Source organism: Streptomyces sp. NPDC005438 (genome assembly GCF_040606315.1).
Classification (GTDB): domain Bacteria; phylum Actinomycetota; class Actinomycetes; order Streptomycetales; family Streptomycetaceae; genus Streptomyces.
In genome coordinates, this window is record NZ_JBEXEP010000004.1 from 278,016 (window position 1) to 300,540 (window position 22,525).

The 22,525-nt window shown below is 73.3% G+C and carries 17 protein-coding genes and 1 pseudogene; 9 read left to right on the forward strand and 9 right to left on the reverse strand.

Annotated elements, in window-relative coordinates; all coding sequences use genetic code 11:
• Nucleotides 1-436 precede the first annotated feature (436 nt).
• A complete protein-coding gene (locus tag ABZT14_RS11505) occupies nt 437-2,002 on the reverse strand; it encodes an MFS transporter (protein WP_356300176.1) in 1,566 nt (521 codons plus the stop codon).
• A gap of 826 nt (nt 2,003-2,828) precedes the next feature.
• Between ABZT14_RS11505 and ABZT14_RS11510 the strand changes: the two genes are divergently transcribed.
• The 4 genes from ABZT14_RS11510 to ABZT14_RS11525 all read left to right on the forward strand — a co-directional run bounded on the left by ABZT14_RS11510 (nt 2,829) and on the right by ABZT14_RS11525 (nt 10,163).
• A complete protein-coding gene (locus tag ABZT14_RS11510; protein WP_356299729.1) occupies nt 2,829-4,400 on the forward strand; it encodes a cytochrome ubiquinol oxidase subunit I in 1,572 nt (523 codons plus the stop codon).
• A gap of 25 nt (nt 4,401-4,425) precedes the next feature.
• Nucleotides 4,426-5,427 carry a cytochrome d ubiquinol oxidase subunit II gene (gene cydB, locus ABZT14_RS11515; protein ID WP_356299731.1) on the forward strand — a complete coding sequence of 334 codons (1,002 nt, stop codon included), beginning with the start codon at nt 4,426-4,428 and terminating at the stop codon, nt 5,425-5,427.
• A gap of 1 nt (nt 5,428) precedes the next feature.
• Nucleotides 5,429-8,935, forward strand: a complete 3,507-nt coding sequence (cydD, locus tag ABZT14_RS11520) for a thiol reductant ABC exporter subunit CydD (RefSeq protein ID WP_356299733.1) — start codon at nt 5,429-5,431, stop codon at nt 8,933-8,935.
• 274 nt (nt 8,936-9,209) lie between these two features.
• Nucleotides 9,210-10,163 carry a threonine/serine dehydratase gene (locus ABZT14_RS11525; protein ID WP_356299735.1) on the forward strand — a complete coding sequence of 318 codons (954 nt, stop codon included), beginning with the start codon at nt 9,210-9,212 and terminating at the stop codon, nt 10,161-10,163.
• Nucleotides 10,164-10,302: 139 nt separating this feature from the next.
• On the opposite strand, the gene ABZT14_RS11530 is transcribed toward ABZT14_RS11525, so the two are convergent.
• A complete protein-coding gene (locus ABZT14_RS11530) occupies nt 10,303-11,103 on the reverse strand; it encodes an HAD family hydrolase (protein WP_356300179.1) in 801 nt (266 codons plus the stop codon).
• A gap of 285 nt (nt 11,104-11,388) precedes the next feature.
• On the opposite strand from ABZT14_RS11530, the gene htpX reads away from it, so the two are divergent.
• Both htpX and ABZT14_RS11540 read left to right on the forward strand, forming a co-directional pair.
• Entirely contained in the window at nt 11,389-12,294 is a 906-nt protein-coding gene (htpX, locus tag ABZT14_RS11535) for a zinc metalloprotease HtpX (protein ID WP_356299737.1), read from the forward strand.
• 43 nt (nt 12,295-12,337) lie between these two features.
• Nucleotides 12,338-12,973, forward strand: a complete 636-nt coding sequence (locus tag ABZT14_RS11540) for a hypothetical protein (protein WP_356299739.1) — start codon at nt 12,338-12,340, stop codon at nt 12,971-12,973.
• Nucleotides 12,974-13,012: 39 nt separating this feature from the next.
• On the opposite strand, the gene ABZT14_RS11545 is transcribed toward ABZT14_RS11540, so the two are convergent.
• Entirely contained in the window at nt 13,013-13,465 is a 453-nt protein-coding gene (locus ABZT14_RS11545; protein ID WP_356299741.1) for a GNAT family N-acetyltransferase, read from the reverse strand.
• 61 nt (nt 13,466-13,526) lie between these two features.
• Nucleotides 13,527-14,081, reverse strand: coding sequence for a DUF2269 domain-containing protein (locus ABZT14_RS11550; RefSeq protein WP_356299743.1), 555 nt, complete (start codon nt 14,079-14,081; stop codon nt 13,527-13,529).
• 564 nt (nt 14,082-14,645) lie between these two features.
• Between ABZT14_RS11550 and ABZT14_RS11555 the strand changes: the two genes are divergently transcribed.
• Together ABZT14_RS11555 and ABZT14_RS11560 are read left to right on the forward strand one after the other, a co-directional pair.
• Nucleotides 14,646-16,031 carry a globin domain-containing protein gene (locus tag ABZT14_RS11555; protein ID WP_356299745.1) on the forward strand — a complete coding sequence of 462 codons (1,386 nt, stop codon included), beginning with the start codon at nt 14,646-14,648 and terminating at the stop codon, nt 16,029-16,031.
• A 158-nt stretch (nt 16,032-16,189) separates the two neighbouring features.
• Nucleotides 16,190-16,744, forward strand: a pseudogene (locus tag ABZT14_RS11560) (pyridoxamine 5'-phosphate oxidase family protein); the annotation flags it as partial.
• Nucleotides 16,745-18,331: 1,587 nt separating this feature from the next.
• Here the strand turns inward: ABZT14_RS11560 and ABZT14_RS11565 are convergent.
• From ABZT14_RS11565 to ABZT14_RS11585, 5 genes are all read right to left on the reverse strand, one after another.
• Nucleotides 18,332-18,895: an NUDIX hydrolase gene (locus tag ABZT14_RS11565; RefSeq protein WP_356299747.1), complete on the reverse strand. Its 564-nt coding sequence runs from the start codon at nt 18,893-18,895 to the stop codon at nt 18,332-18,334.
• A gap of 85 nt (nt 18,896-18,980) precedes the next feature.
• On the reverse strand, nt 18,981-20,117 hold the full coding sequence (locus tag ABZT14_RS11570) for a cystathionine gamma-lyase (RefSeq protein ID WP_356299749.1): 1,137 nt from the start codon (nt 20,115-20,117) through the stop codon (nt 18,981-18,983).
• A 65-nt stretch (nt 20,118-20,182) separates the two neighbouring features.
• Nucleotides 20,183-21,076: a fructosamine kinase family protein gene (locus ABZT14_RS11575; protein WP_356299751.1), complete on the reverse strand. Its 894-nt coding sequence runs from the start codon at nt 21,074-21,076 to the stop codon at nt 20,183-20,185.
• Nucleotides 21,073-21,564: a low molecular weight protein-tyrosine-phosphatase gene (locus tag ABZT14_RS11580; protein ID WP_356299753.1), complete on the reverse strand. Its 492-nt coding sequence runs from the start codon at nt 21,562-21,564 to the stop codon at nt 21,073-21,075. Before ABZT14_RS11580 ends, ABZT14_RS11575 begins: the two co-directional genes overlap by 4 nt.
• Nucleotides 21,565-21,591: 27 nt before the next feature.
• Nucleotides 21,592-21,966: a phage holin family protein gene (locus tag ABZT14_RS11585; protein WP_356299755.1), complete on the reverse strand. Its 375-nt coding sequence runs from the start codon at nt 21,964-21,966 to the stop codon at nt 21,592-21,594.
• 196 nt (nt 21,967-22,162) lie between these two features.
• Between ABZT14_RS11585 and ABZT14_RS11590 the strand changes: the two genes are divergently transcribed.
• Nucleotides 22,163-22,492: a cupin domain-containing protein gene (locus ABZT14_RS11590; protein WP_356299757.1), complete on the forward strand. Its 330-nt coding sequence runs from the start codon at nt 22,163-22,165 to the stop codon at nt 22,490-22,492.
• Nucleotides 22,493-22,525: the final 33 nt, after the last annotated feature.

Consider the following 22,525-nt stretch of genomic DNA (forward strand, 5'->3'; position numbering starts at 1 on the left):
CTCGGGGGTGCTCTGCCCCTCGGGAGCGGTCAGGGCCTGCACCCCGCCGGCCGTACACAGCAGGGTGAGCGCGGCGGCGCCGACCAGCAGGCCACGGCCGCGGCGCGTCATCCGGTGCCGTCTGCCACGGTGCGCCCCGCGCTTCCCGCCACTTCTGGTCGACTCCGCCGCGTGTTCACCGCTCACCTCGGGCCCCGCTCTCTCCGCGCTCTCTCCGCGTTCGTTCCCCCACTCCGTAGCGCACCGGACGCCGCCGGGGGAAGGGGGTGCCCGAACCCGCCCAGAGCCTGCACCCGGTGGTGACAAGCGGTGAGGGAGCCTCCGCTCCCGGGGGCACCGGTACGGGGCGTCAACCGGGGAGTCGGCGGGGGGAGTTGGGGCTGAGGGGCCCGAGGGGCCTCGGGCGCCGTTCCGGGTCGGCGGGGGTGCCGGGGGCTCAGCGCCTGGTGGACGGTTGCGGTGTGGGTGGGGCGGGGGAGGCGGACTCGTCGGGTGGGGAGGCCTCGGACTCGCTGGTGACCCGGGTGCCGGGGTGGAGGTGAGCGCAGAGGAAGGCGAGGGCGAGGGCTAGGGCCATGCCGTAGAACACGAGCTGGTTCGCCTCGGCGAAGTCCATGCGGATGGCGTCCATCGAGTCGCGGACCACGGTGGCGACCGGGCCGTCGGACTCGGGGCCGCGCTTGTCGCCGTGGCCGGTGACGGCCTCCGCCACCGAGTGGCCGGCGTCCCGGGCCGTACCGGAGGACAGGCCGCGCTCCCGGAGGGTGTCGGCGACATGGTCGGTGGTGGCGTGGGTGAGGAGGGTGCCGTAGACGGCGAGGCCGATGGCGGCGGCGTAGTTGCGGATGGTCTGGGTGATGCCGGTGACCTCGCCGTAGGAGGCGTTGAGGGCGCGGTTGACGGCGTCGGTGGAGGAGGGCGCGAGGATGAAGCCGATGCCCGCGCCGGCCAGCGCGGCGTAGGGCCACTGGTCGTGCATGGACAGGTCGGTCAGCTTGTGCGCCCACAGCGCGAAGCCGACGGCGCCCAGCCCGGTACCGAGCTTGATCGCGGGACGGGCACCGCGCTGGTCGAGGATGCGACCGCCCCACTGGGAGGCGATGGCGAACCCGGCGAAGAAGTAGAGCAGGTACAGGGCCGCCTGGTTCGGGGAGGCGCCCAGGGAGACCTGCGCGTAGACGGAGGCGAAGAAGAACAGGGGGACGAAGGCCATCATCGCGAAGAACAGCACGATGTTGTCCACGGCGAACGCCCGGTCCCGGAAGACCCGCATCTGGATCAGCGGGTGGGTCACCCGTAGTTCGTACCGGCAGAAGACGGCCAGTACGAGCAGTCCGCCCAGCACACAGCCCCAGGTCCACACGCTGGTCCAGCCCCACGCGTTCGCCTGCTGGAGCCCCAGCACGCTCAGCCCCATGCCGACGGCGATGAGCAACGCCCCGGGCACGTCCAGCCGCTCGGGGCGCCGGACGCTCGGGATACGGGCGAGCAACGTCAGGACCACGGCGATCACCGCGACCGGGACGTTGACCCAGAAGATCGCCCGCCACGTCCACCCGGTGAGCCAGCCGCCCAGCAGTGGTCCCAGCGCGGTCAGCGCGCCGGAGAGTCCGAAGAACAGCGCGAGGGCGCGGCCACGCCGGTCCACCGGGAAGACGCTGACGACGACGGCGAGGGCGGCCGGGAACAGCAGCGCGGCGCCGAAGCCCTGGACGGCCCGGAAGACGATCAGCCACTCCTGCGCGAAGGAGCCCCGGGGAACGCAGCCGCACATCACCGAGGAACCGACGAAGACGAGGGTGCCGACCAGCGCGACCCGGCGCGGTCCGAAGAGGTCCGCCAGTCGCCCTCCCAGGGCGAAGAAGGCCGCGAGGGCGAGCAGGTAGGCGTTGACGACCCACTGCATCCCGGAGGACGACAGCCCCAGCTCGTTGATGATGTCCGGGGCGGCGATGGCCACGATCGTCTGGTCGATGAAGGTCATCGCCACCACGAACAGCATCGCCGCCAGCGAGAGCTTCTGGCGGGGAGCGCGGGATCCGCCGGCGGGCGGCGGGGTGGCCCCCGAGGGTGTGGGGGTTTTTGTGGCCATACACGACATCGTGTGCCCGTCACCTCAGGTCGGCATGTCGAGCCGACGGGACCCTGTGGAGTAGCCGGTCCTGGTTCCGGCCACTCGGTGGGGCGTCCTTCTTCGCGAGGGCGTGATCACGTCCCGGCCTACGAACCAGGACCAGCCATCCCACCCGAGCCCCACCCCCCACCCCCCTCACCACCCCGAGCCGGCGCACGTCGGGGGCGCCGGGGGCCGTAGGTGGCCGCCGTCCTTCTGCCGGCCGCCCTCCACGGACCCCGGGAGGGCGTGACCGGAACCCGGGGTGGAGACGCGGGCCACCCTCGTACGGACCGGGGTGGACGCCCTTGGAGCTGGCGGACTGGCGGGTCCCGGACGGCGAGCGGGACCGTACCGCTCACCCTCGTAGGGACCGGGGTGGACGCCCTTGGAGCTGACGGACCCGCGGGCCCCGGACGGCGAGCGGGACCGCACCGCCCATACCCCCCGCCGCCGTCGGGGCAGTCGGAGGGGCGGGTCAACAGCCTTACGGGACAGGGGAGTTGGCGCGGGGTGGCTCTGCCACCGGGAGCCGAACGGGGGACGTGGAACAGCGTCGGGACCCCCCGGGGTCCGGTGGACGGGGAGGTGGGTCATAATGGCTTGTGAATGTGAACCCATTCACAAGGTCATACTTTCCTCCCGGTTCGCCCGGGCGAACCGGGACCAAGTGCGCAGCATCCCCGGCAGGAACCGGCGGCAAGGAGGACCAGTCATGGAACTCGCTCTGGCACAGGAAACCCTCGCGCGATGGCAGTTCGGCATCACCACGCTGTACCACTTCCTGTTCGTACCCCTCACCATCAGCCTGGCGGCCCTGGTCGCCGCCCTCCAGACCGCCTGGTACCGGACCGGCGCCGAGAAGTACTTCCACGCCACCAAGTTCTGGGGAAAGCTGTTCCTGATCAACATCGCCATGGGCGTGGTCACCGGCATCGTCCAGGAGTTCCAGTTCGGGATGAACTGGTCGGAGTACTCCCGCTTCGTGGGTGACGTCTTCGGCGCTCCCCTGGCCATGGAGGCCCTGCTCGCCTTCTTCTTCGAGTCCACCTTCATCGGGCTGTGGATCTTCGGCTGGGACCGGCTGCCCCGGGCCGTCCACCTGGCGTGCATCTGGATCGTGTTCGTCGGCACCCTGCTGTCCGCGTACTTCATCCTGGCCGCCAACTCCTGGATGCAGCACCCGGTCGGCTTCGCCGTCGACCGGGAGAGCGGCAAGGCGCGGCTGACCGACATCGGGGCCGTACTCAGCCAGAACACCGCCGTCACCCAGTTCTTCCACACCCTCACCGCCGCCTTCCTCGCCGGCGGGGCCTTCGTGGTCGGCATCGCCGCCTACCAGCTCCGCAGGGCGCGCCGCCGCGAGGAGCGGGACACGCCACGGCCGCAGGACCCCAAGACGATCGCCGCCATGCGGGCCTCCCTGCGGGTCGGACTGGTGACCCTGGTGATCGCCGGAATGGGCACCGCGATCAGCGGTGACCGGCTGGGCAAGGTGATGTACGAGCAGCAGCCGATGAAGATGGCCGCGGCCGAGGCCCTGTGGGAGAGCCAGGGGCCGGCCCCCTTCTCGGTGTTCGCGGTGGGCGACGTCAGCGAGGAGGGCGTGGGCCACAACAAGGTGGCCGTGGAGGTGCCCGGGCTGCTGTCCTTCCTGGCGCACAGCAACCTCAGCGAGACCGTGCCCGGGGTGAACGACGTCGCACGTCAGGAGGCCGCCCGGTACGGGGGAGAACCCGCCGACTACATCCCCAACATCTTCGTCACCTACTGGGGCTTCCGGCTGATGATCGGCTTCGGAATGGTGTCCATGCTGGCCGGTCTGGTCGGACTGTGGACCACCCGCCAGCGGTGGTGGATCGCCCCCGCACTGCGTACCGGCTCCGAGCAGGTGCCCCGGCTGGCGCTGACCCGCGCCCGGGAGCTGGGCCCACGGCTGAGCGACCTGTCCTGGCGGCTGGGCACCTGGACCCTGACGCTGCCCCTGGTGGGCATCTCCTTCGGCTGGCTGTTCACCGAGATGGGGCGCCAACCCTGGGTGGTGTTCGGCGAGTTGAAGACCGCCGCCGGGGTGTCCCCGGGGGTGGGCACCGCCGAGGTCGTCACCTCCATGACCGTCTTCACCCTGCTGTACGCGGTACTGGCGCTGATCGAGGTCCGGCTGCTGCTGAAGTACGTCAAGGCCGGCCCGGACACCGAGGAGCGGGCGCCCACCGACAACCCCCGGATGGGCGGTCCCCGTGAGGACGACGAGGACGCCGACCAGCCCCTGACCTTCGCGTACTGACCACACACCACACCGAGGAGCACCCATGGCACTCCACGACTTCTGGTTCTGGCTGATCGCGGTGTTGTGGATCGGCTACTTCTTCCTGGAGGGCTTCGACTTCGGTGTCGGCGTCCTCACCCGGCTGCTGGCCCGCGACGAGGCGGAGCGGCGCGTACTGATCAACACCATCGGACCGGTCTGGGACGGCAACGAGGTGTGGCTGATCACCGCGGCCGGCGCGACCTTCGCCGCCTTCCCCGACTGGTACGCCCTGCTGTTCTCCGGCCTCTACCTGCCCCTGCTGCTGATCCTGGTCTGCCTGATCGTCCGGGGCGTCTCCTTCGAGTACCGCCACCAGCGCGACGACGAACGGTGGAAGCGCAACTGGGAACTGGCCCTGTTCTGGTCCTCCCTGGTGCCCGCCCTGTTGTGGGGCGCGGTGTTCGCGCTGATGCTCAAGGGGCTGCCCATCGACCGGGACGGCCGGCTGGACGGCGGGATCGGGGCGCTGTTCGGCCCGTACCCGCTGTTGGGCGGACTGGTGGGGCTGGTCCTGTTCACCTTCCACGGCAGCGTGTTCGCCGCCCTCAAGACCGACGGCGACATCCGGGGCCGGGCCCGTGCCCTGGCCGGGCGGCTGGGGCTGGCGCTGCTGCCCCTGCTGGGCGGCTTCCTGCTGTGGACCCAGCTGTCGGTGGGCCGCGACCGGGGCTGGCCCACCGCCGTACTGGCCGTGCTGGGGCTGGCCGGCGCGCTGTGGCTGAACCGGCTCGGGCGGGAGGGCTGGGCCTTCGCCCTGTCCGGGGTGTCCGTGGCCACCCTGTTCGCCACCGTGTTCCTCGGCCTCTTCCCCCACGTGCTGGTGTCCTCGCTGGACCCGGCCTGGAGCATCACCGCCGTGGACGCCGCCTCCGGCCGGTACGCGCTGGGGGTGATGACCTGGGTCGCCGTACTGGCCACCCCGCTGGTGCTGCTCTACCAGGCGTGGACCTACTGGGTGTTCCGGCGCCGTATCAGCACCCGCCACCTGCCGAGCGGGCACTGAGATGCGTCCCGTCGACCCCCGGCTGCTGCGGCACGCGCGGGCCACCCGGGGGTTGCTGGCCGCGCTGACCGCCCTGGGGCTGGTCGGGGCGCTGCTGGTGGTCGCCCAGGCCGGGCTGCTGGCCGAACTGGTGGTGGGCGCCTTCCAGCGGGGCTGGTCCACCGAACAACTGGCCCGGCCGCTGGCCCTGTTGGCGCTGGTGTCGGTGGGCCGGGCGGTGGTGGTCCAGCTGACCGAGACCACCGCGCAGCGGGCCGGTGCCCGGGTGAAGTCCCAGCTGCGTACCGCCCTGCTGGAGCACGCGGTGGCCCTGGGCCCGACCTGGCTGCGGGAACGGCGGCGGGGCGAGCTGACCACCCTCGCCTGCCAGGGGGTGGACGCCCTGGACGACTACTTCTCCCGCTACCTGCCCCAGCTCGGGCTGGCGGTGCTGGTCCCGGTGGCGGTGCTGGCCCGGATCGTCACGGCCGACTGGGCCTCGGCGGTGGTGATCGTGGTGACCCTGCCGCTGATCCCGCTGTTCATGGCGCTGATCGGCTGGGTCACCCAGGCCCACATGGACCGCCGCTGGCGGTCGCTGTCCCGGCTGTCGGGGCACTTCCTGGACGTGGTGAGCGGCCTGGAGACGCTGAAGGTCTTCGGCCGCTCCCGGGCCCAGGCGGACTCCATCCGGCGGATCACCGGGGAGTACCGGCGCGCCACCCTGCGCACCCTGCGGGTCGCCTTCCTCTCCTCCCTGGTGCTGGAACTGCTGGCCACGGTGTCGGTGGCCCTGGTGGCGGTGGGCGTGGGGCTGCGGCTGGCGCACGGTCAACTCGACCTGTACACGGGGTTGTTGGTGCTGATCCTGGCCCCCGAGGCCTATCTGCCGCTGCGCCAGGTCGGGGCCCGGTACCACGCCGCCGCCGAGGGGCTCGCGGCGGCCGAGCGGATCTTCGAGGTGCTCCAGACACCCCGGCCGGCCCACGGCGGCGAGCCGGTCGAGGGGGTACGCGAGGCACTGACCGTACGCGGGCTGACGGTCCGCTACCCGGGGCGGTCCGCGCCGGGACTGCCGCCCACCAGCCTCACCCTGCGCGCCGGGGAGACCGTGGCCCTGGTCGGCCCCTCCGGCTGCGGCAAGTCCACCCTGCTGTCCTGCCTGCTGGGCTTCACCCGCCCCGACGCGGGCACCGTCGAGGTGGACGGCCGGCCCCTGGACGCACTGGACCTCGCCCGCTGGCACTCCGCGATCTCCTGGGTGCCGCAGCATCCCACCCTGTTCGCCGGCACGGTGGCCGAGAACGTCACGCTGGCCCGGCCCGGGGCCGGCGAGGCGGAGGTACGCCGCGCCCTGGAGCGGGCCGGCCTCGGGGAGTTGGACCCCGGACTGGTGCTGGGCGAGCGGGGGCGCGGGCTGTCGGCCGGGCAGCACCGACGGGTCGCCCTGGCCCGCGCGGTACTGGCCGACCGGCCCCTGTGGCTGTTGGACGAGCCGACCGCCAGCCTGGACCGGGCCACCGAGGACGAGGTGCTGGACACCCTGCGCGCCCTGACCGCCGACCGTACGGTGCTGCTGGTCACCCACCGGGCGGCACCCCTGGCGCTGGCCGACCGGGTGCACCGGCTCGCCGGCTCCCGCCCCGGGGCCGTACCGCTGCCGGAACCGTCCACTCCCGGACCGTCCACTCCCGGACCGGCCGGCACCGGACCGGCCGGCACCCCCGATGCGCCGGAGGGGAACGCCCCGGAGCCGGGCCCCGGACGGCATCCGCTGCGCTGGGTACGGGAGACCGCCCGGCCCCTGCGGGGGCGGTTGCTGCTGTCCCTGGCGCTGGGCACCCTCGCGCTGGGCAGCGCGGTGGGGCTGATGGCCACCTCCGGTTGGCTGATCTCCCGGGCCTCCCAACAGCCCCCGGTACTGACCCTGATGGTGGCCGTCACCGCCACCCGGGCCTTCGGACTGGGCCGGGCGGTGTTCCGGTACGCCGAGCGGCTGCTGTCCCACGACGCGGTACTGCGCGCCCTGGCCCAGCTGAGGGTGCGGGTCTACCAGCGGCTGGAGCGACTGGCCCCGGCCGGCCTGGGGCCGCACCGTCGGGGCGACCTGCTGACACGGCTGGTGGACGACGTGGACACCCTCCAGGACTACTTCCTGCGCTGGCTGTTGCCGGCTGGGGCCGCCCTGCTGGTGGGCGTCGGTTCGGTGGCCCTCACCGGGTGGCTGCTGCCCGGGGCCGGGCTGCTGCTGGCCGGCGGCCTGGTGCTGGCCGGGGTGGCGGTGCCCTGGCTGGGCGTTCGACTGGCGGACCGGGCCACCCGGCAACGAGCCCCGGCCCGGGGCCTGTTGGCCACCCGTACCCTCGAACTCCTCACCGGTACCGCCGAGTTGACCGTGGCCGGGGCCCTGGGCGGCCGACTGGACCGGGTACGGCGGGCGGACGCCGCACTGACCCGTATCGCCGCCCGGGACGCCCTGGCCGGCGCCCTGAGCGGGGCACTGTCCACCCTGGTCACCGGGCTCACCGTCACCGCCGTGGCCGCCCTCGGGGTGGCCGCCACCTCCGCCGGCCGACTGGACGGGGTACTGCTGGCGGTGGTGGTCCTCACCGCGCTGGCCGCCTTCGAACCGGTCGCCGAACTGCCCACCGCGCTGCTCCACCGCCAGCGGGTACGACGGGGCGCGGCCCGGGTGCTGGAGGTGCTGGACGCCCCGCTGCCGGTGACCGAACCCGAGGTACCCCAGTCCGCGCCGGCCGACCCCCACCCGCTGCGACTGCGCCGGGCCGGCGCCCGCTACCCGGGTGCCCCACGGCCGGCGCTGTCCCGGGTGTCCCTCACCCTGACCCCCGGCCGACGGATCGCGCTGGTCGGCCCGTCCGGTTCCGGCAAGACCACCACCGCCCAACTGCTGTTGCGGTTCCTGGAGTTGGAGTCGGGCGAGTACACCCTGGCCGGCCGGGACGCCGCCGCCCTCGGCGGCACGGCGGTACGTGAGCGGGTCGGGCTGTGCGGCCAGGACGCCCACCTGTTCGACAGCGACCTGAGGGAGAACCTGCGGCTGGCCAGGCCCTCCGCCCAGGACGCCGAGCTGTACCGGGCGCTGGACCGGGCCCGGCTGGGCGACTGGGTCCGCTCCCTGCCCGACGGCCTGGACACCCTGGTCGGCGAGGAGGGCACCCGGCTCTCCGGGGGCCAGCGGCAACGGCTCGCCCTGGCCCGCGCCCTGCTGGCCGACCACCCGGTGCTGGTCCTCGACGAGCCGGCCGAGCACCTGGACGAGGAGAACGCCGAGGCGCTGACCACCGAGTTGCTCGCCCTGGCCCACGACCGCACCACGGTGCTGATCACCCACCGGCTGGCCGGCCTGGAGGAGGTGGACGAGGTGCTGGTACTGGACCGGGGCACCGTGGTGCAGCGCGGCACCCCCGCCCGACTGGCCCGGGTCCCGGGGCCGTTCGCCGAGATGGCCGCGAAGGCCGGCCCGGCGACTCGGCGGGCCGCCCGGGTGGAGACCCCGGTGGGCTGAACCCACCCGGGCCGGAGGGCCCCAACGTCGGTACGGGCACGGGCGGGGCGCTCGACCAGCGGCGTGGGCGCCCCGGGGCAACCGGCCCAGATCCCCGGGCCGTTGACCTACCTGGCCGTGAAGACCCGCCGGGCCACCCCGGCGACGCCCTTGGCGGGCTGAACCCCACCTGGCCGGAGGGCCAGCGGCACCGGCACGGGCGGGCCGCTCAACGATCGGAACGACGCGTTCTAGGCTGGTCGGGCACGACCGTCACCCGTAGAAGGGCCAGGCAGTGAGCGACCTCTCCGACATCGAGGCGGCGGCCCAACGGATCGCCCCGTACGTGGTCCGCACCCCGACCGTGCCCAGCCCCGGCCTGGGCGAACTGCTCGGGGTCCCGGTGACCGCCAAGCTGGAACTGCTCCAGCGCACCGGCTCCTTCAAGCCCCGTGGGGCCACCAACAAGCTGCTCACCCTGGACCGGGCCGCCCGGGACGCGGGGGTGGTCGCCGTCAGTGGCGGCAACCACGCGGTGGCGGTGGCGGTGATGGCGCGGGTGCTGGGGGTGAAGGCCACCGTGGTGATGCCCCGGGGCGCGCCCCGGCAGGCGGCGGAGACCGCCCGGGCGGCTGACGCCACGGTGCGGCTGACCGACGACATGGACGGCGCCTTCGCCCTGATGAACCAGCTGCGGGACGAGGGGATGACGCTGCTGCACCCCTTCGACGACCCCACGGTCCTGGCCGGTCAGGGCACGGTCGGGCTGGAAATGGCCCAGGACGCCGGGGAGTTGACCGACGTACTGGTGAGCGTGGGCGGGGGCGCGCTGCTGGCCGGGGTGGCCACCGCCGTACGGGCCCTGCGGCCCGGGGTGCGGATCTGGGGTGTGGAGACCGAGGGCGCCCAGGCCATGTCCGAGGCCCTGGCCGTCGGCCACCCCACCCCGGTACGGCTGTCCTCCCTGGTCAGCACCCTCAGCGCGCCCGCCGTGTCCGAGCTGACCTTCCGGCGGGTGCGGGACCTGGTCGAGGAGGTGCTGGTGGTCTCCGACGCGGAGGCGGTACGCGGCACCCTGGACCTGGCCCACCACGCCAAGGTGTGGGCCGAGCCGGCCGCCGGCTGTCTGCTGCCGGCCGCCCGGCGGGTACGGGACCGGGTGGGCCCCGGCGCCCACCTGGGGCTGGTGGTCTGCGGGGGCAACGTGAGCCTGGACGACGTGACGGCCTGGGCGGACCGGCTGCTGTGAGCCGGGCGCCGTTGACCGGCGCCTCACCCCGCACTGCCGATCAGCGCTGTTGATCAGCGCCCCTGACCGGTGCCGCAAGCTCGCACCGCCGACCGGCGCTCACGCCGTAGACCGCCGTAGACCGCCGTAGGGGCGCCGCTCAGCCGGCGAGCAGCTCCTCTATCACCCGGGCCACCCCGTCCTCCTCGTTGGAGGGGGCGGTACGCGGGGTGGAGGCCAGTACCTCGGGGTGGGCGTTGGCCATGGCGTAGGCGCGGCCGGCCCACCCCAGCATCTCCAGGTCGTTGGGCATGTCCCCGAAGGCCACCACCTGGTCGGCGGAGACGCCCCGTTCCGCACAGCACAGGGCCAGGGTGCTGGCCTTGCTCACGCCCCGGCCGCTCACCTCCAGCAGGGCCGTCGGGGAGGAGCGGGTGAACTCGGCCGCCCAGCCGACGCCGGTCCTGGCCAGGGTGAGGAAGCCGTCCGGGTCCAGGCTCGGGTGGGTGGCCAGCAGCTTGAGCACCGGTGAGGCGGTCGCCTCCTCCTCCAGGGACAGCAGTGCCTCGGCCGGCCCCTCGGGGGCGTGCGTCGGCTGGATGCGGATCGGGCACCCCGGCTCGAAGCGGATGCCGTCGACGCTCTCCACGGCGAAGCTCACCCCGGGGGCGAGCTGACGCAGTTCCCGTACCACGGTCAGCGCGTCCCGGCGGGCCAGTTCCCGGGCCCGCAGCAGTCGGCCGCCCTCCCGCAGGTCCACCACGGCGGCGCCGTTGGAGCAGATGGCCAGTCCGTGTCCGTGGACGTGCGCGCTGACCACCTCCATCCAGCGGGCGGGGCGGCCGGTGACGAAGAACACCTCGATACCGGCCCGCTCGGCGGCGGCCAGCGCGGCGATCGTACGGGCCGAGACCGTCTTGTCGTCGCGCAGCAGGGTGCCGTCGAGATCGGTGGCGATCATCCGTATCCCGGACGGGCGGTGCCAGGGCCCCGGTCCGGGCCGGGGCGGCTCGTCTCTGAGAGGGGTCACCCCGACATCTTCGCCCATGGGTGTCCGTTCCCACTCCCGCTTTCCGGCGGTACGGGCTCCCGCCCGGGTGGCCGTATCCGGCCCGGGGTTTCTCCCCCCGAGGGCGTACTCTCCAATTAAGTACCCTTTTACGAAGAGTGTGGGTGGGCCCGGCTGCCCCGAGGGGGAGGTGCCACGGGAGACCCGCACACCGCATCCGTCCGTTGGGAGGGCGCCATGGCCGCGGCACGGACACGTTTCGCCCCGGACCGGGGGCTCACCGGGCGGATGGTCGTCACGATGTTCCTCATCGGGCTGCTGTACGTGGTCTTCATGGGCGTGATGATCGCCCTGTTCAAGGGGGCCTGGCCGCTGATCCTGCTGCTCACCGGCGGGATGTTCGTGGCCCAGTTCTGGTTCTCCGACCGCATCGCCGCCTACGGCATGGGCGCCCGCGAGGTCACCCCCGAGCAGGCGCCCGAGCTGCACGGCGCCGTCGACCGGCTGTGCGCGCTGGCCGACATGCCCAAACCCCGGGTGGCGATCGCCGACACCGACGTGCCCAACGCCTTCGCCACCGGCCGCAACCAGAAGAACGCCCTGGTCTGCGCGACCTCCGGGCTGATGCGGCGGCTGGAGCCCAAGGAGCTGGAGGGGGTGCTGGCACACGAGCTGTCCCATGTGGCGCACCGTGACGTGGCGGTGATGACCATCGCCTCGTTCCTCGGGGTGCTGGCCGGCACCCTCACCCGTATCGCGTTGTGGACCGGGATGTCCCGGGGGCGGAGCAACGACCAGGCCGGGTTGCTGCTGATGCTGGTCCCCCTGATCAGCGCGGTGGTGTACGTGGTCAGCTTCCTGTTGACCCGGCTGCTGTCGAGGTACCGCGAGCTGGCCGCCGACCGGGCCGCCGCCCAGCTGACCGGCCGGCCCTCCGCCCTGGCCTCGGCGCTGACGAAGATCACCGGGGAGATGGCCCGTATCCCCACCCGGGACCTGCGGCAGGCCGAGCCGTACAACGCCTTCTTCTTCGCCCCGGCCTTCTCCCGGGAGAGCGTGAGCCGGGTGCTGTCCTCCCACCCGTCCCTGGAGCGGCGGTTGGAGCAACTGGGCCGGATCTCCGCCCAGTTGGGGCGCTCCTGAACCGTCCGACCACCACTCCCGCCACCAACTCCCGGAGCCGCAGATGGGTTTTCTGGACACCCTGTTCGGTCGCACCAAGCCGGTACGGCCCGACCTGGACCGACTCTTCGCGCTGCCCTCGGCGGCCGTCACCCTCCAGGCCGCCGCCGGTTTCACCCCCACCGGCGTCGGCTCGGTCTGCTTCGCCAGCGTGGAGGGCGGCGCCTTCGCCGAGCTGCGGGACGAGGTGCGGGCGCTGCTGGACGCCGACGTACGGCGCGATGACGGCGGGGCCTTCGGTGAGGGGGGCCAGCCGGTGGAGTTCACCCGGGACGACCACGGCTACACCTGGCTGGTCGCCCGGCAGCCGGCCGGGGAACTGTCCAGCCTGGTCAGCGACCTGCACGCGGTGAACAGCGTGTTGGAGGGCGGCGGGTTCGGCCCCCAACTGCTGTGCTCCCTGGTGGCCTTCCGGGAGGGGAGCGCGGACGGCCAGCCACCCAGCACCGGACGGCCACCCAGGACCCTGGCGCTGGTGTACCTCTACAAGAGGGGCACCTTCTACCCCTTCGCGCCGCTGTCCGACGAGAAGCGGGACAGCTCCCTGGAGTTGCAGGTCCGCGCCGCCGTGGGGGACGACCTGCCGATGGAGAAGGACCTCAGCCGCTGGTTCCCGGTCTGGGGGGCACCCGGGCTGTGAACGGGCCGGCGCCGGAGACCGTACGCCCCGACTCCCGTACTACAGCGGCAGCTTGAACCCCAGGTGGCTGGCCTCGAAGCCCAGCTTCTCGTAGAAGCGGTGCGCGTCGACCCGGGTGGCGTCCGAGGTGAGCTGCACCAGTACGGCGCCCTGCCGGCGGGACTCCTCCACGGCCCAGCGGATCAACCGCTCCCCCAGCCCCTCGCCCCGGGTGTCGGCGTGCACCCGTACCCCCTCGATCAGGGAGCGCGTCGCCCCGCGCCGGGACAGCCCCGGGATCAGGGTGAGTTGGAGGGTGCCGAGCACCCGGCCGTCCCGTTCGGCCACCACCAGCACCTGGTGGGGGTCGCGGTCCAGCTCGGTGAAGGCGGCACGGTAGGGCTCCAGGTCGTCGGGGCTCTCCCGCTGTGCGCCGAGAGGGTCGTCGGCCAGCATCGCCACGATGTCCGGGATGTCGTCGAACGTGGCGCGACGTATGGACAGTTCGCTCATGCCCGCACCCTACGCCCGGCCACCCGGCCGCCCCCGGGCCCGCCCACCGGGGGCCCCGCGCTCAGCCGACGGGCGCCTTCCGCCTGGTCGGGGCGGTACGCCGGGCGGCGCGGGCCCGCTGGTGACGGCGCCCCCGGGCGGTCAACCCCCAGGGCTTGAGCACCGAGACCACGGCGAGGAACACGTACAGCGACAGGGAGACGGCCGGCGGGAACACCAGGTCCACCCCGTTCACCGGCTCCCCGGCGCGCACCGCGTGGTACGCCTCGTTCACCCCGGCGCGGAAGGCCAGGGCCGAGGCCACCAGGGCGGCGGAGGTGGCCCAGAACTTCACCCACACCCAACGGTGCCGGGCCAGGCCCCAGTGGGTGCCCAGGGCCAGTACCAGCCCGGAGGCCCAGGAGAGCAGAGCCAGCGGGAACAGCACCCAGTCCACCAGCAGCTTCATGGCCGGGTAGGAGACGGCGGCCGAACCGGTCCCGGAGCCCAGCGCGTTCAGCGCCAGGGTGAGCAGGCACAGGCTGAGCCCCAACCAGCCGACGGAGGCGCACACATGGGCGCTCAGCACGGCCCTCCGTACGGGGCGGGGCAGTGGGAAGCGGGGCGTGGAGTCCATGCCCCCACGGTGCGCGCGGGGGCCGGTCGGGCGCGTCCCCCGGCCCGAGTATCCGTGACTGCTCCCGGGCGAGTACGCGGCCGGCGAGGGTGCCCCGGCCCGTGGTCGTACGGCGCGGGGGATCGCCGGGGTGGGTGCCGTGGCGGACACCGAGGCGGACGCGGTCCCCGTCGCGGTCACCGTCGGAGACCGGGCGTATGGAAAACACGAACGAACGGTCGACTCTGATCAGGGGTGATCCGACAGGTGCCGCGAAAAGAGACGCTCTGTCCGACTTCATTGGAGCTTGCGGGGGAACCCGGCCGCCCTTCGGACCGGTCGTGAACTCGCCGCGTATATCAAGCCGTTACCACAAGTGAATTCCCCCACGGAACGAAATTGGCGGTAATTCTGTGAACGTCAGATCCAGACTTGTGGATCGTTGTCGTCCGGGTAAGGTCGGCATTCCCCACCCGGAGCCTTTGACGACGAGTGAGGGACGGCGGCACATCAAATGATCCACCCGACCTTGGCGCGCGCTGGAAGCGCGAGATGTCCTGACCACGTGCGAGGCGAGGCGAGTAGATGACCACCGCGTCGTTCAGTGACGGCCCCCACGACGAACATGCCGGGAACTCCGGGGCACCCGGCTGGTTCGACCCGCCCCCCGCGCAGACCGGGCCGGACGAACCCCGCCCGCGCGGCCGGCACCTCGCCTCGGTCGGCCCTGACCAGCAGCCGCGACAGCCCGAGGACCAGCCCGGCGGACGGCCGGAGCACCCCGGGCAGCCGTTAGCGGAGCACGGGGCTTCCGAGGAGGTCCCCTCGCTGGACGCGCTGCTGATCCGGCGCACCCTGGAGGAGATCGAGCCCCGGGCCGACGAGGCCGTCGGCTACTTCTACGCGATGCTGTTCGTACGCGCGCCCCACCTGCGGGAGCTGTTCCCGGTCTCCATGGACGTACAGCGCGACCGGCTGTTCCGGGCCCTGCTCACCGCGGTGCGGCTCTCCGACGACGAGCGCCTGCTGACCGAGTACGCCAGCGAACTGGGCCGGGGCCACCGCAAGTACGGCACCCAGGCCGAGCACTACCCGGCGGTCGGGGAGAGCCTGCTCGCCGCGCTCGCCCGGTTCGCGCCCCGCACCTGGAGCCCGCAGGCCGAGACCGCGTGGGCCCGGGCGTACACCCTGATATCCCAGATCATGATCGACGCGGCGGCCACCGACGAGCTGCGGGCCCCGGCGGTGTGGGAGGCGGAGGTGGTCTCGCACCAGATGCGCACCCCCGACATCGCGGTGCTGACCGTACGGCCCGACCAGCCCTACCCCTTCCTGGCCGGCCAGTACGCCAGTGTCGAGACCCCGTGGTGGCCCCGGGTCTGGCGGCCCTACTCCTTCGCCACCGCCCCCTCCTCGGACGGGCTGCTCACCTTCCACGTCCGGGCGGTGCCGGCCGGCTGGGTCTCCAACGCGCTGGTGCACCGGGCCCGGGCCGGCGCGGTGATCCGTCTGGGCCGGCCCACCGGCTCCATGACCGTGGACCACCGTTCCGACAGCGGGCTGCTGTGCCTGGGGGGCGGCACCGGCATCGCCCCGATCCGGGCGCTGGTCGAGGACGTCGCCCACCACGGCAGGGCCCGCACCATGGAGGTCTTCTACGGCGCCCGTCACCGCGCGGACCTGTACGACCTGGACAGCATGGTGGAGCTGGAGCGGCGGCACCCCTGGCTCTCGGTGCGGCCGGTGCTGGCGGAGGGGGCCGGTGGCCTGGACTGCCCCTCCGGGCAGGCGTTGCGGGGTCAACTACCCGAGGCGGTACGGGGGTTCGTACCGCGCGGCAGCTTCGACGCCTACCTCTCCGGGCCGCCCGGACTGATCCGCAGCGGCCGGGACGCACTGGTGGGGGTGGGCATCCCCACCCACCGCATCCGGCATGACGCCATCGACGAGCTGGTCGCCCAGGGCGAGTGAACCGGCACCACAGCCGACAAGGACAGGAGAGAGTCGACGTGGCAGAGCTGCGACCAGGGCACGAGGAGCGTCCCGGCTCCCGGGCCGCGCTCCAGCCGGACGCCGCCGGGCAACACCCCCGGCCGGGGAGTGACGGTGAGCACCGCCTTCAGGAGCGCCTGGGCTCCACCGAGCGCGCTGACCGCTTCTACCAGGACCAGGTCCTGGACCATCTGAACGCGCGGATGCGGGAGTTCACCGAGCTACAGGAGATGTTCTTCCTGGCCACGTCCGACGCCCGGGGCGAGTGCGACAGCAGCTTCCGGGCGGGACCGCCCGGTTTCGTACGGGTTCTGGACGAGCGCACCCTGGTCTATCCCGAGTACCGGGGCAATGGTGTTCACGCCAGCATGGGAAACATTCAGGAAAACCCGCATGTGGGGATATTGCTGATCGATTTTCTTCGTGCGCGCATCGGACTTCACATCAATGGTCGCGCAGAAGTGATCGAGGATGAGGAGATTCGGTCAAGGTATTCGGACCTGCCGGTGGATCCGATGCCCGGACGCGCCGCGCAGGTGTGGGTGAAGGTCACCGTGGAAGAGGCCTATATCCACTGCGCCAAACACATCCCCCACCTCCAGCCGGTCACCAGGGGGGAGACCCCCCGCGACTGGGGCACCGACGACACCCGGCGCAAGGGCGGCGACTACTTCGGCGTCGCCGCCGAGGCCAGGCACCGCCGGCGCTCCGAGGAGGCCGCCCCCTCCCCCCACACGCCGGCGGACCCCGACGAGGGCGGGCCCGACCTGACCCCACCGACACCCCAGGCGCCCCCGGTCCCGTCCACCCCGCCCACCCGTACCGCGCCGCCCAGGCCGGTGGCCCCACCGGTTCCCCCGACGCCGCCCGCGCCCTCGATGCCTCCGCCCCCCACGACCCCGCCCCTGCCCGCACACGCGGCCCCCGGTTCCCCCGACTCCGCCCCCGTGTCCGGTCACGGCGGCACCGACAGCGGCCACGGGGGAGAGGGCGGCGAGGAGCCCACCGGCGCACGGGCCCCGGAGCCCTCGCTGTTCGGGGAGCCCCCCAGTCGGTCGCCTCGTGCCTCGGCTGGGTCCTCTTTCTTCGGTGAGCCGCCCGCTGCTCCTCAGCCGGCGTCCGCTGAGGAGACCACTTCCCTCTTCGTTCGACGCCCCGCCCCCGACGAGGCGGGCCAACAGGCGCCGGAGCCCTCGCTGTTCGGCGAACCTCCCAGTCGGTCGCCTCGTGCCTCGGCTGGGTCCTCTTTCTTCGGTGAGCCGCCCGCTGCTCCTCAGCCGGCGTCCGCTGAGGAGACCACTTCCCTCTTCGTCCGACGCCCCGCCCCCGACGAGGCGGGCCAACAGGCGCCGGAGCCCTCGCTGTTCGGCGAACCTCCCCACCGGCCACCCCACACCCCACCGGTCGAGACGGAGTCGCCCACCGACCGGACTCCGGCCACCCCGGAACCCCCACGGGCGGAACCGGCGCCGTCCGCGTCCGGCGGGCCCAAGCCGCTGCCCCAGCGCCGGCGCAGGGCGCCGGAGGAGGTGGAGGCCCTGTTCGGCGGGAAGAAGCGGGCCGGTTCCTCCCGGGAGAAGGGTGACCTGTCGGACTCCGACTCGACCGGTTCCGACGCCGACTCGACCGGTTCGGTGCCGAGTTCGGGAGGCGTACGGCGACGGCTCCGGGAGGAGGGGCCCAGGTCGCCGGCCCGGCGGCCCGGTGCGGACGCGGGGCTGGCGGCGACCTCGATCACCACCTCGAACGGGCGGGACGCGCTGGGCAACGCCCCGGCGTCCAAGCTGCCTCCGGGGGCGACCCACCTGGTGGCGCCCCGGGCGAACGGGCCGGCCATCCCCCTGGTGCCCCCGTCGGTGCCCGACCCCGAACCGGGCGAGACCACCACGGAGTTGCCGGCGCTGCCCACGGTGGGGCGTCAGCCCTCCCCGGAGGGGCGGGGGCTGCGTAGCCGGGCGTCCACCCGTCGGAGTATCGGGGGCGACGACGGAGGGCCCGGCCCGGACGAGGAGGACTCCCACCCCGCGTGGCCCCCGGAGTACAGCCACCACCCGGGTGACGGGCTGCCGGCCGACCCGATGGCCTGGCGGGAGGAGGCCGAACGGGCACTGGCCGAGGCGGTCCGTCGCGGTGAGCGGACGGAACGGCGGGTCGAGGAGGCCCGGTTCCAGGGCTGGTTCGGCTGAGGCCGCACGGGCCGGGGGCCCGAGGAGGGGCGCGCGAGGAGCGTACCGGGAGGCCCGAGGAGTGGCCGCCGCGTGAGCCGAGGTGCGGCCCGCTCACCCCAGGTCGGGGCTGAGCAGGGCGCGCACCCCCTCGATGTTGGCGTCCAGGTAGTCCCGCAGCCGGGTCGGCACCAGGTCGACGGAGGCGATGCCGGCGCGGGTGAAGGGGACGCGGACCACCTCGTACCGTCCGCAGGGCTCCTCGACCTCGGGGCCGTGGCGTCGGCCCAGGTCCATCGAGGCCAGCCGGCAGACGAAGAAGTGCTGCACCTTCACGCCCCGGGGGAGCGTCTCGCCCGGGGCGGCGGCCTCCCGTTCGACGGCGGAGGGGTAGTCGACGGTGTCCACGAAGGCCGGCACCACGTCGGTGACCTTGGCGCCCAGCTCCTCGTCCACCTCCCGGTGGAGGCCGGAGATCACCGAGGAGTCCTCCGGTTCCACCCCTCCGCCGGGGGTGATCCAGTAGGGCGCCCGGCCCGGCTTGGTGCGCTTGATCAGCACCAGTTCCCAGCCGGCGTCCTCCTCGAAGGGGGCCGTGGGCTCCGGCCCGTCCAGCAGGATCGCCCGGGCGGTACGTTTCACTACGGGCCGTGTCACAGCGGAACGTGCCTGGGTCATGGGGGAAATGTGGCCCAACCGCCGCCCGGCGAAACCCCGGTGGAGGCACCCGTGACCGACCGACCGGCCGGCAGGGAGCGGGGCGTCACCCGGCGCTGGCGGTCCGTAGCGCCTGGTCCAGGTCGGCCGTCAGGTCGTCCGGGTCCTCGATGCCCACGGACATCCTCACGAAGCCCTCGGGCACCTGGTCGCCGCCCCAGCGGCCCCGACGTTCGGCGGTGGACCGTACCCCGCCGAAGCTGGTGGCCTCCCCCACCAGCCGCAGCGCGGCCAGGAAGCGTTCCGCGAAGGCCCGGTCCGGCAGGGTGAAGGACACCACGCAGCCGAAGCGCCGCATCCACCGCGAGGCCAGGGCGTGGTCCGGGTCGGCCGGGTCTCCCGGGTGCCGTACTCCGCTCACCCACTCCGGGCGCCCGCGCAGGAAGGAGGAGACGGCCAACGCCCCCTCGGCCTGCCGGGCGGTGCGCAGTTCCAGGGTGGCCAGCGAACGGTGGGCCAGCCAGGACTCCATCGGTCCCGGTACCGCCCCGACGGTCTTGCGCCAGAGCCGGACCCCCTCCGCCAACTCGGCGTCGCGGCAGGTGACATAGCCCAGCAGTACGTCGCCGTGGCCGGTGAGCGCCTTGGTGCCGCTGGCCACCGAGAAGTCCGCGCCCAGTTCCAGCGGCCGTTGCCCGAGCGGGGTCGCCAGGGTGTTGTCCACCGCGACCAGCGCCCCCTCGGCGTGGGCGGCCTCGGTCAGCTCCCGGATGTCGCAGACGTCCAGGCCGGGGTTGGAGGGCGACTCGATCCACAACAGCCGGGCGCCACGGAGCAGTTCGCGCTGGGCCTGCCCGGCGGTGGACGCCTGGCGTACCTCCACGCCCAGGGCCTCCAGCCGCTGCCGCATCGAGGTCAGCAGGTTGTAGCCGTCGGAGGGCAGCACCACCGGGCCGGAACCGACGGTCACCCCGCTGAGCAGTACGGCGGAGATCGCGGCCATGCCCGAGGCGAAGGTGAGGGTGGTGGGACCTTCCGACGACCCGGGGCCCTCCAGTTCGCTGATCGCCCGCTCCAGCGCGGTCCAGGTGGGGTTGCCGTCCCGGCCGTAGGCGTAGGGGGCGTCGGCGGGGTCGCCGGGCAGGTGGTAGTGGGCGGCGAACACCGGTCCGGGCAACGGGGGTTCGAAGGCCCGTTCCTCCGGCAGTCCCGCCCGCACCACCCGGGTGGCCTCACTGTCCATCTCGCCTCCACGGTTCGTCGTCTGCCGCGAGCCTACGGCCGGACCGTGGCCGCCGACAGCGGGCCCTACGCCCCGAGGGCGGACAGGGCGGCGCGGGCCGCGGCGGCACTCCGGGCCCCGTACCCGCCGCCGAACAGCACGGCGTGGGCCAGCAGGGGATGCAGCTGGTGGAGGGGGACCCGGGCCGCGCGCCCCGGGGTGGGCCGTACCTCCTGGTAGGCGCCCAGCAGGTGGTCCAGTGCGGGGCAGCCGAACAGTTCCAGCATCGCCAGGTCGGCCTCCGGGTGGCCGCCCTGGGCCGAGGGGTCGATCAGCCGGGCCCGCCCGTCGGCGGCCCAGTGGACGTTGCCGGCCCACAGGTCGCCGTGGATCAGCCTCGGGGGCTGGGGGTCGGCCAGGTCGCCCAGTCGCTCGCAGAGCCGTTCCACCACGGCCGCGTCGGCGGGGCCCAGGGCGCCCCGGTCGACGGCGGCGCGCAGCAGGGGCAGCAGGCGGTACTCGGCGTGGAAGGCACCCCACCGGCCGGGGTCCCCGATCGGTACGTCGGGGGCGGCCAGCGGGAGGGAGGCGAGGTAGCCGGCGCGGTGCGGGGTGCCGTCGGAGGCGCTGGCGGCGCCGAAGTGGTCGACCGGTCGCTGGTGCAGCGCGGCCAGTCGCCGGCCCAGCCGTTCGGCCTGGGCGGGGTCGGCCGGTCCGGGCTCCACCCACTCCAGGACCAGCAGCTCGTCCTCGACCGCCCACACCTCGGGTACCTCCACCAGCCGCCCCAGCAGGCGCAGCCCGTCCGCCTCGGTACGGAAGAAGTCGGCCGGCGCCCGGTCGAGGGTCTTGGCGAACACCGTACGACCGTCGGCCAACCGCAGTCGGTGGGCGTCGCAGATGGAGCCGCCGCCGACCGGCCGGGACTCCTCGACGGGCTGCCCCAGCAGGTCGCCGACGCGTTGCCGTAGCCAGGTCACGCGGACTCCACCAGGCGTCGGCGTACCTCCTCGAGCAGCCCGGGGACCGCGCCCTCGATCATGGCGAGGCACTCCTCGAATCCCTCCTGGCCTCCGTAGTAGGGGTCGGGGACCTCGCAGTCGTCCTCCGAGGGCGCGGCCTCGAACTCCCGCAGCAGCCGCACCCGTTCGGCGTCCGCCGGGGTGGGGGCCATCCTCCGCAGCTCCCGCAGGTGGCCCAGGTCCAGGGCCACCACCAGGTCGTGGTCCTGGAACCAGTCGGCGCCGAACTGCCGGGCCTGGTGGTCCAGGGAGTACCCGGAGGACTCCAGGACGGCCAGCGTGCGGGGGTCGGCGTCCTCGCCCACGTGCCAGCCGCCGGTGCCGGCGCTGGAGACGTCGACCTCGACGCCGGCCTCCCGCGCGTGGGACCGGAACACCGCCTCGGCCATCGGGGACCGGCAGATGTTGCCGGTGCACACGAAGCAGACGCGGTAACGCTCGGTCATGGCGAGTCCTTCCTGGGGAGCGGGGAATCAGTCGCTTCCGGTGACCATCTCCACGGCCCAGGTGACGATGGTGATCACCAGGGCGCCCAGGAAGGCCGGCCAGAAGCCGTCCACATGGAAGCTCAGATCCACCTTGTCCGCCACCCAGGAGGTGAGCATCAGCATCAGGGCGTTGATCACCAGCAGGAACAGTCCGAGGGTGAGGATGACCACCGGGAAGGACAGCAGCTGGAGCAGGGGCTTGACCACCGCGTTCAGCACGCCGAAGATCAACGCGACCAGCAGCAGGGTCACGGCCTTCCGTCCGGTGCTGTCCCCGGTCAGGGTGATGTCGTCGATCAGCCAGACGGCGACCGCGAGGGCGCCGGCGGTCACCACGGTCTTGGTGAGGAAGTTCGTCATGTCCGTGATCGTGACAGAACCGGAGGCGACGGCATACGGGGGGCTACCCGGGGATCTCCCGGATTCACCCCGGGTGACGGCCGCCTCACGGGGGTGTCGGGCCCGCCGCCGTGGAGCAGGACCGACTCGACCAGGATGGTCGCCGGGGTACCCGCCCGGGCGACCGCACCCGCAACCGCCAGTGGAGAGGACCGCGATGAAAGCCTTCCGGCTGGACGCGCTTGAGGCCGAACGCGTCGCCAACAACGGCGCCTATCTGAGTTTCCTCAAGGAACGCCACATGTCGGTCGGGCTGTACGCGCTGGACAAGGGGCAGAGCGATCCCCAGAACCCGCACGCCCAGGACGAGGTGTACTTCGTGGTGAGCGGTCGCGCCGTGATCACCGTCGGCCAGGAGACCACCCCGGTGGCCCGGGGCAGCGTGGTGTTCGTACCGGCCGGGGTGCCGCACAAGTTCCACCACATCAGCGAGGACCTGCGGGTGATGGTGGTGTTCGCGCCACCTGAGGGGTCCGGGAACCACTGACCGGGCTCCGGCCGCCGGGCCCTGCCTCCACCT

Coding starts and splice junctions, on each gene's coding strand:
- ABZT14_RS11505 (WP_356300176.1), bottom strand. CDS start 2,002: ATGCTGTTCGTGGTGGCGATGACCTTCATCGACCAGACGATCGTGGCC.
- ABZT14_RS11510 (WP_356299729.1), top strand. CDS start 2,829: ATGGAACTCGCTCTGGCACAGGAAACCCTCGCGCGATGGCAGTTCGGC.
- cydB (WP_356299731.1), top strand. CDS start 4,426: ATGGCACTCCACGACTTCTGGTTCTGGCTGATCGCGGTGTTGTGGATC.
- cydD (WP_356299733.1), top strand. CDS start 5,429: ATGCGTCCCGTCGACCCCCGGCTGCTGCGGCACGCGCGGGCCACCCGG.
- ABZT14_RS11530 (WP_356300179.1), bottom strand. CDS start 11,103: ATGATCGCCACCGATCTCGACGGCACCCTGCTGCGCGACGACAAGACG.
- htpX (WP_356299737.1), top strand. CDS start 11,389: ATGGCCGCGGCACGGACACGTTTCGCCCCGGACCGGGGGCTCACCGGG.
- ABZT14_RS11540 (WP_356299739.1), top strand. CDS start 12,338: ATGGGTTTTCTGGACACCCTGTTCGGTCGCACCAAGCCGGTACGGCCC.
- ABZT14_RS11545 (WP_356299741.1), bottom strand. CDS start 13,465: ATGAGCGAACTGTCCATACGTCGCGCCACGTTCGACGACATCCCGGAC.
- ABZT14_RS11550 (WP_356299743.1), bottom strand. CDS start 14,081: ATGGACTCCACGCCCCGCTTCCCACTGCCCCGCCCCGTACGGAGGGCC.
- ABZT14_RS11555 (WP_356299745.1), top strand. CDS start 14,646: ATGACCACCGCGTCGTTCAGTGACGGCCCCCACGACGAACATGCCGGG.
- ABZT14_RS11565 (WP_356299747.1), bottom strand. CDS start 18,895: ATGACCCAGGCACGTTCCGCTGTGACACGGCCCGTAGTGAAACGTACC.
- ABZT14_RS11570 (WP_356299749.1), bottom strand. CDS start 20,117: ATGGACAGTGAGGCCACCCGGGTGGTGCGGGCGGGACTGCCGGAGGAA.
- ABZT14_RS11580 (WP_356299753.1), bottom strand. CDS start 21,564: ATGACCGAGCGTTACCGCGTCTGCTTCGTGTGCACCGGCAACATCTGC.
- ABZT14_RS11585 (WP_356299755.1), bottom strand. CDS start 21,966: ATGACGAACTTCCTCACCAAGACCGTGGTGACCGCCGGCGCCCTCGCG.
- ABZT14_RS11590 (WP_356299757.1), top strand. CDS start 22,163: ATGAAAGCCTTCCGGCTGGACGCGCTTGAGGCCGAACGCGTCGCCAAC.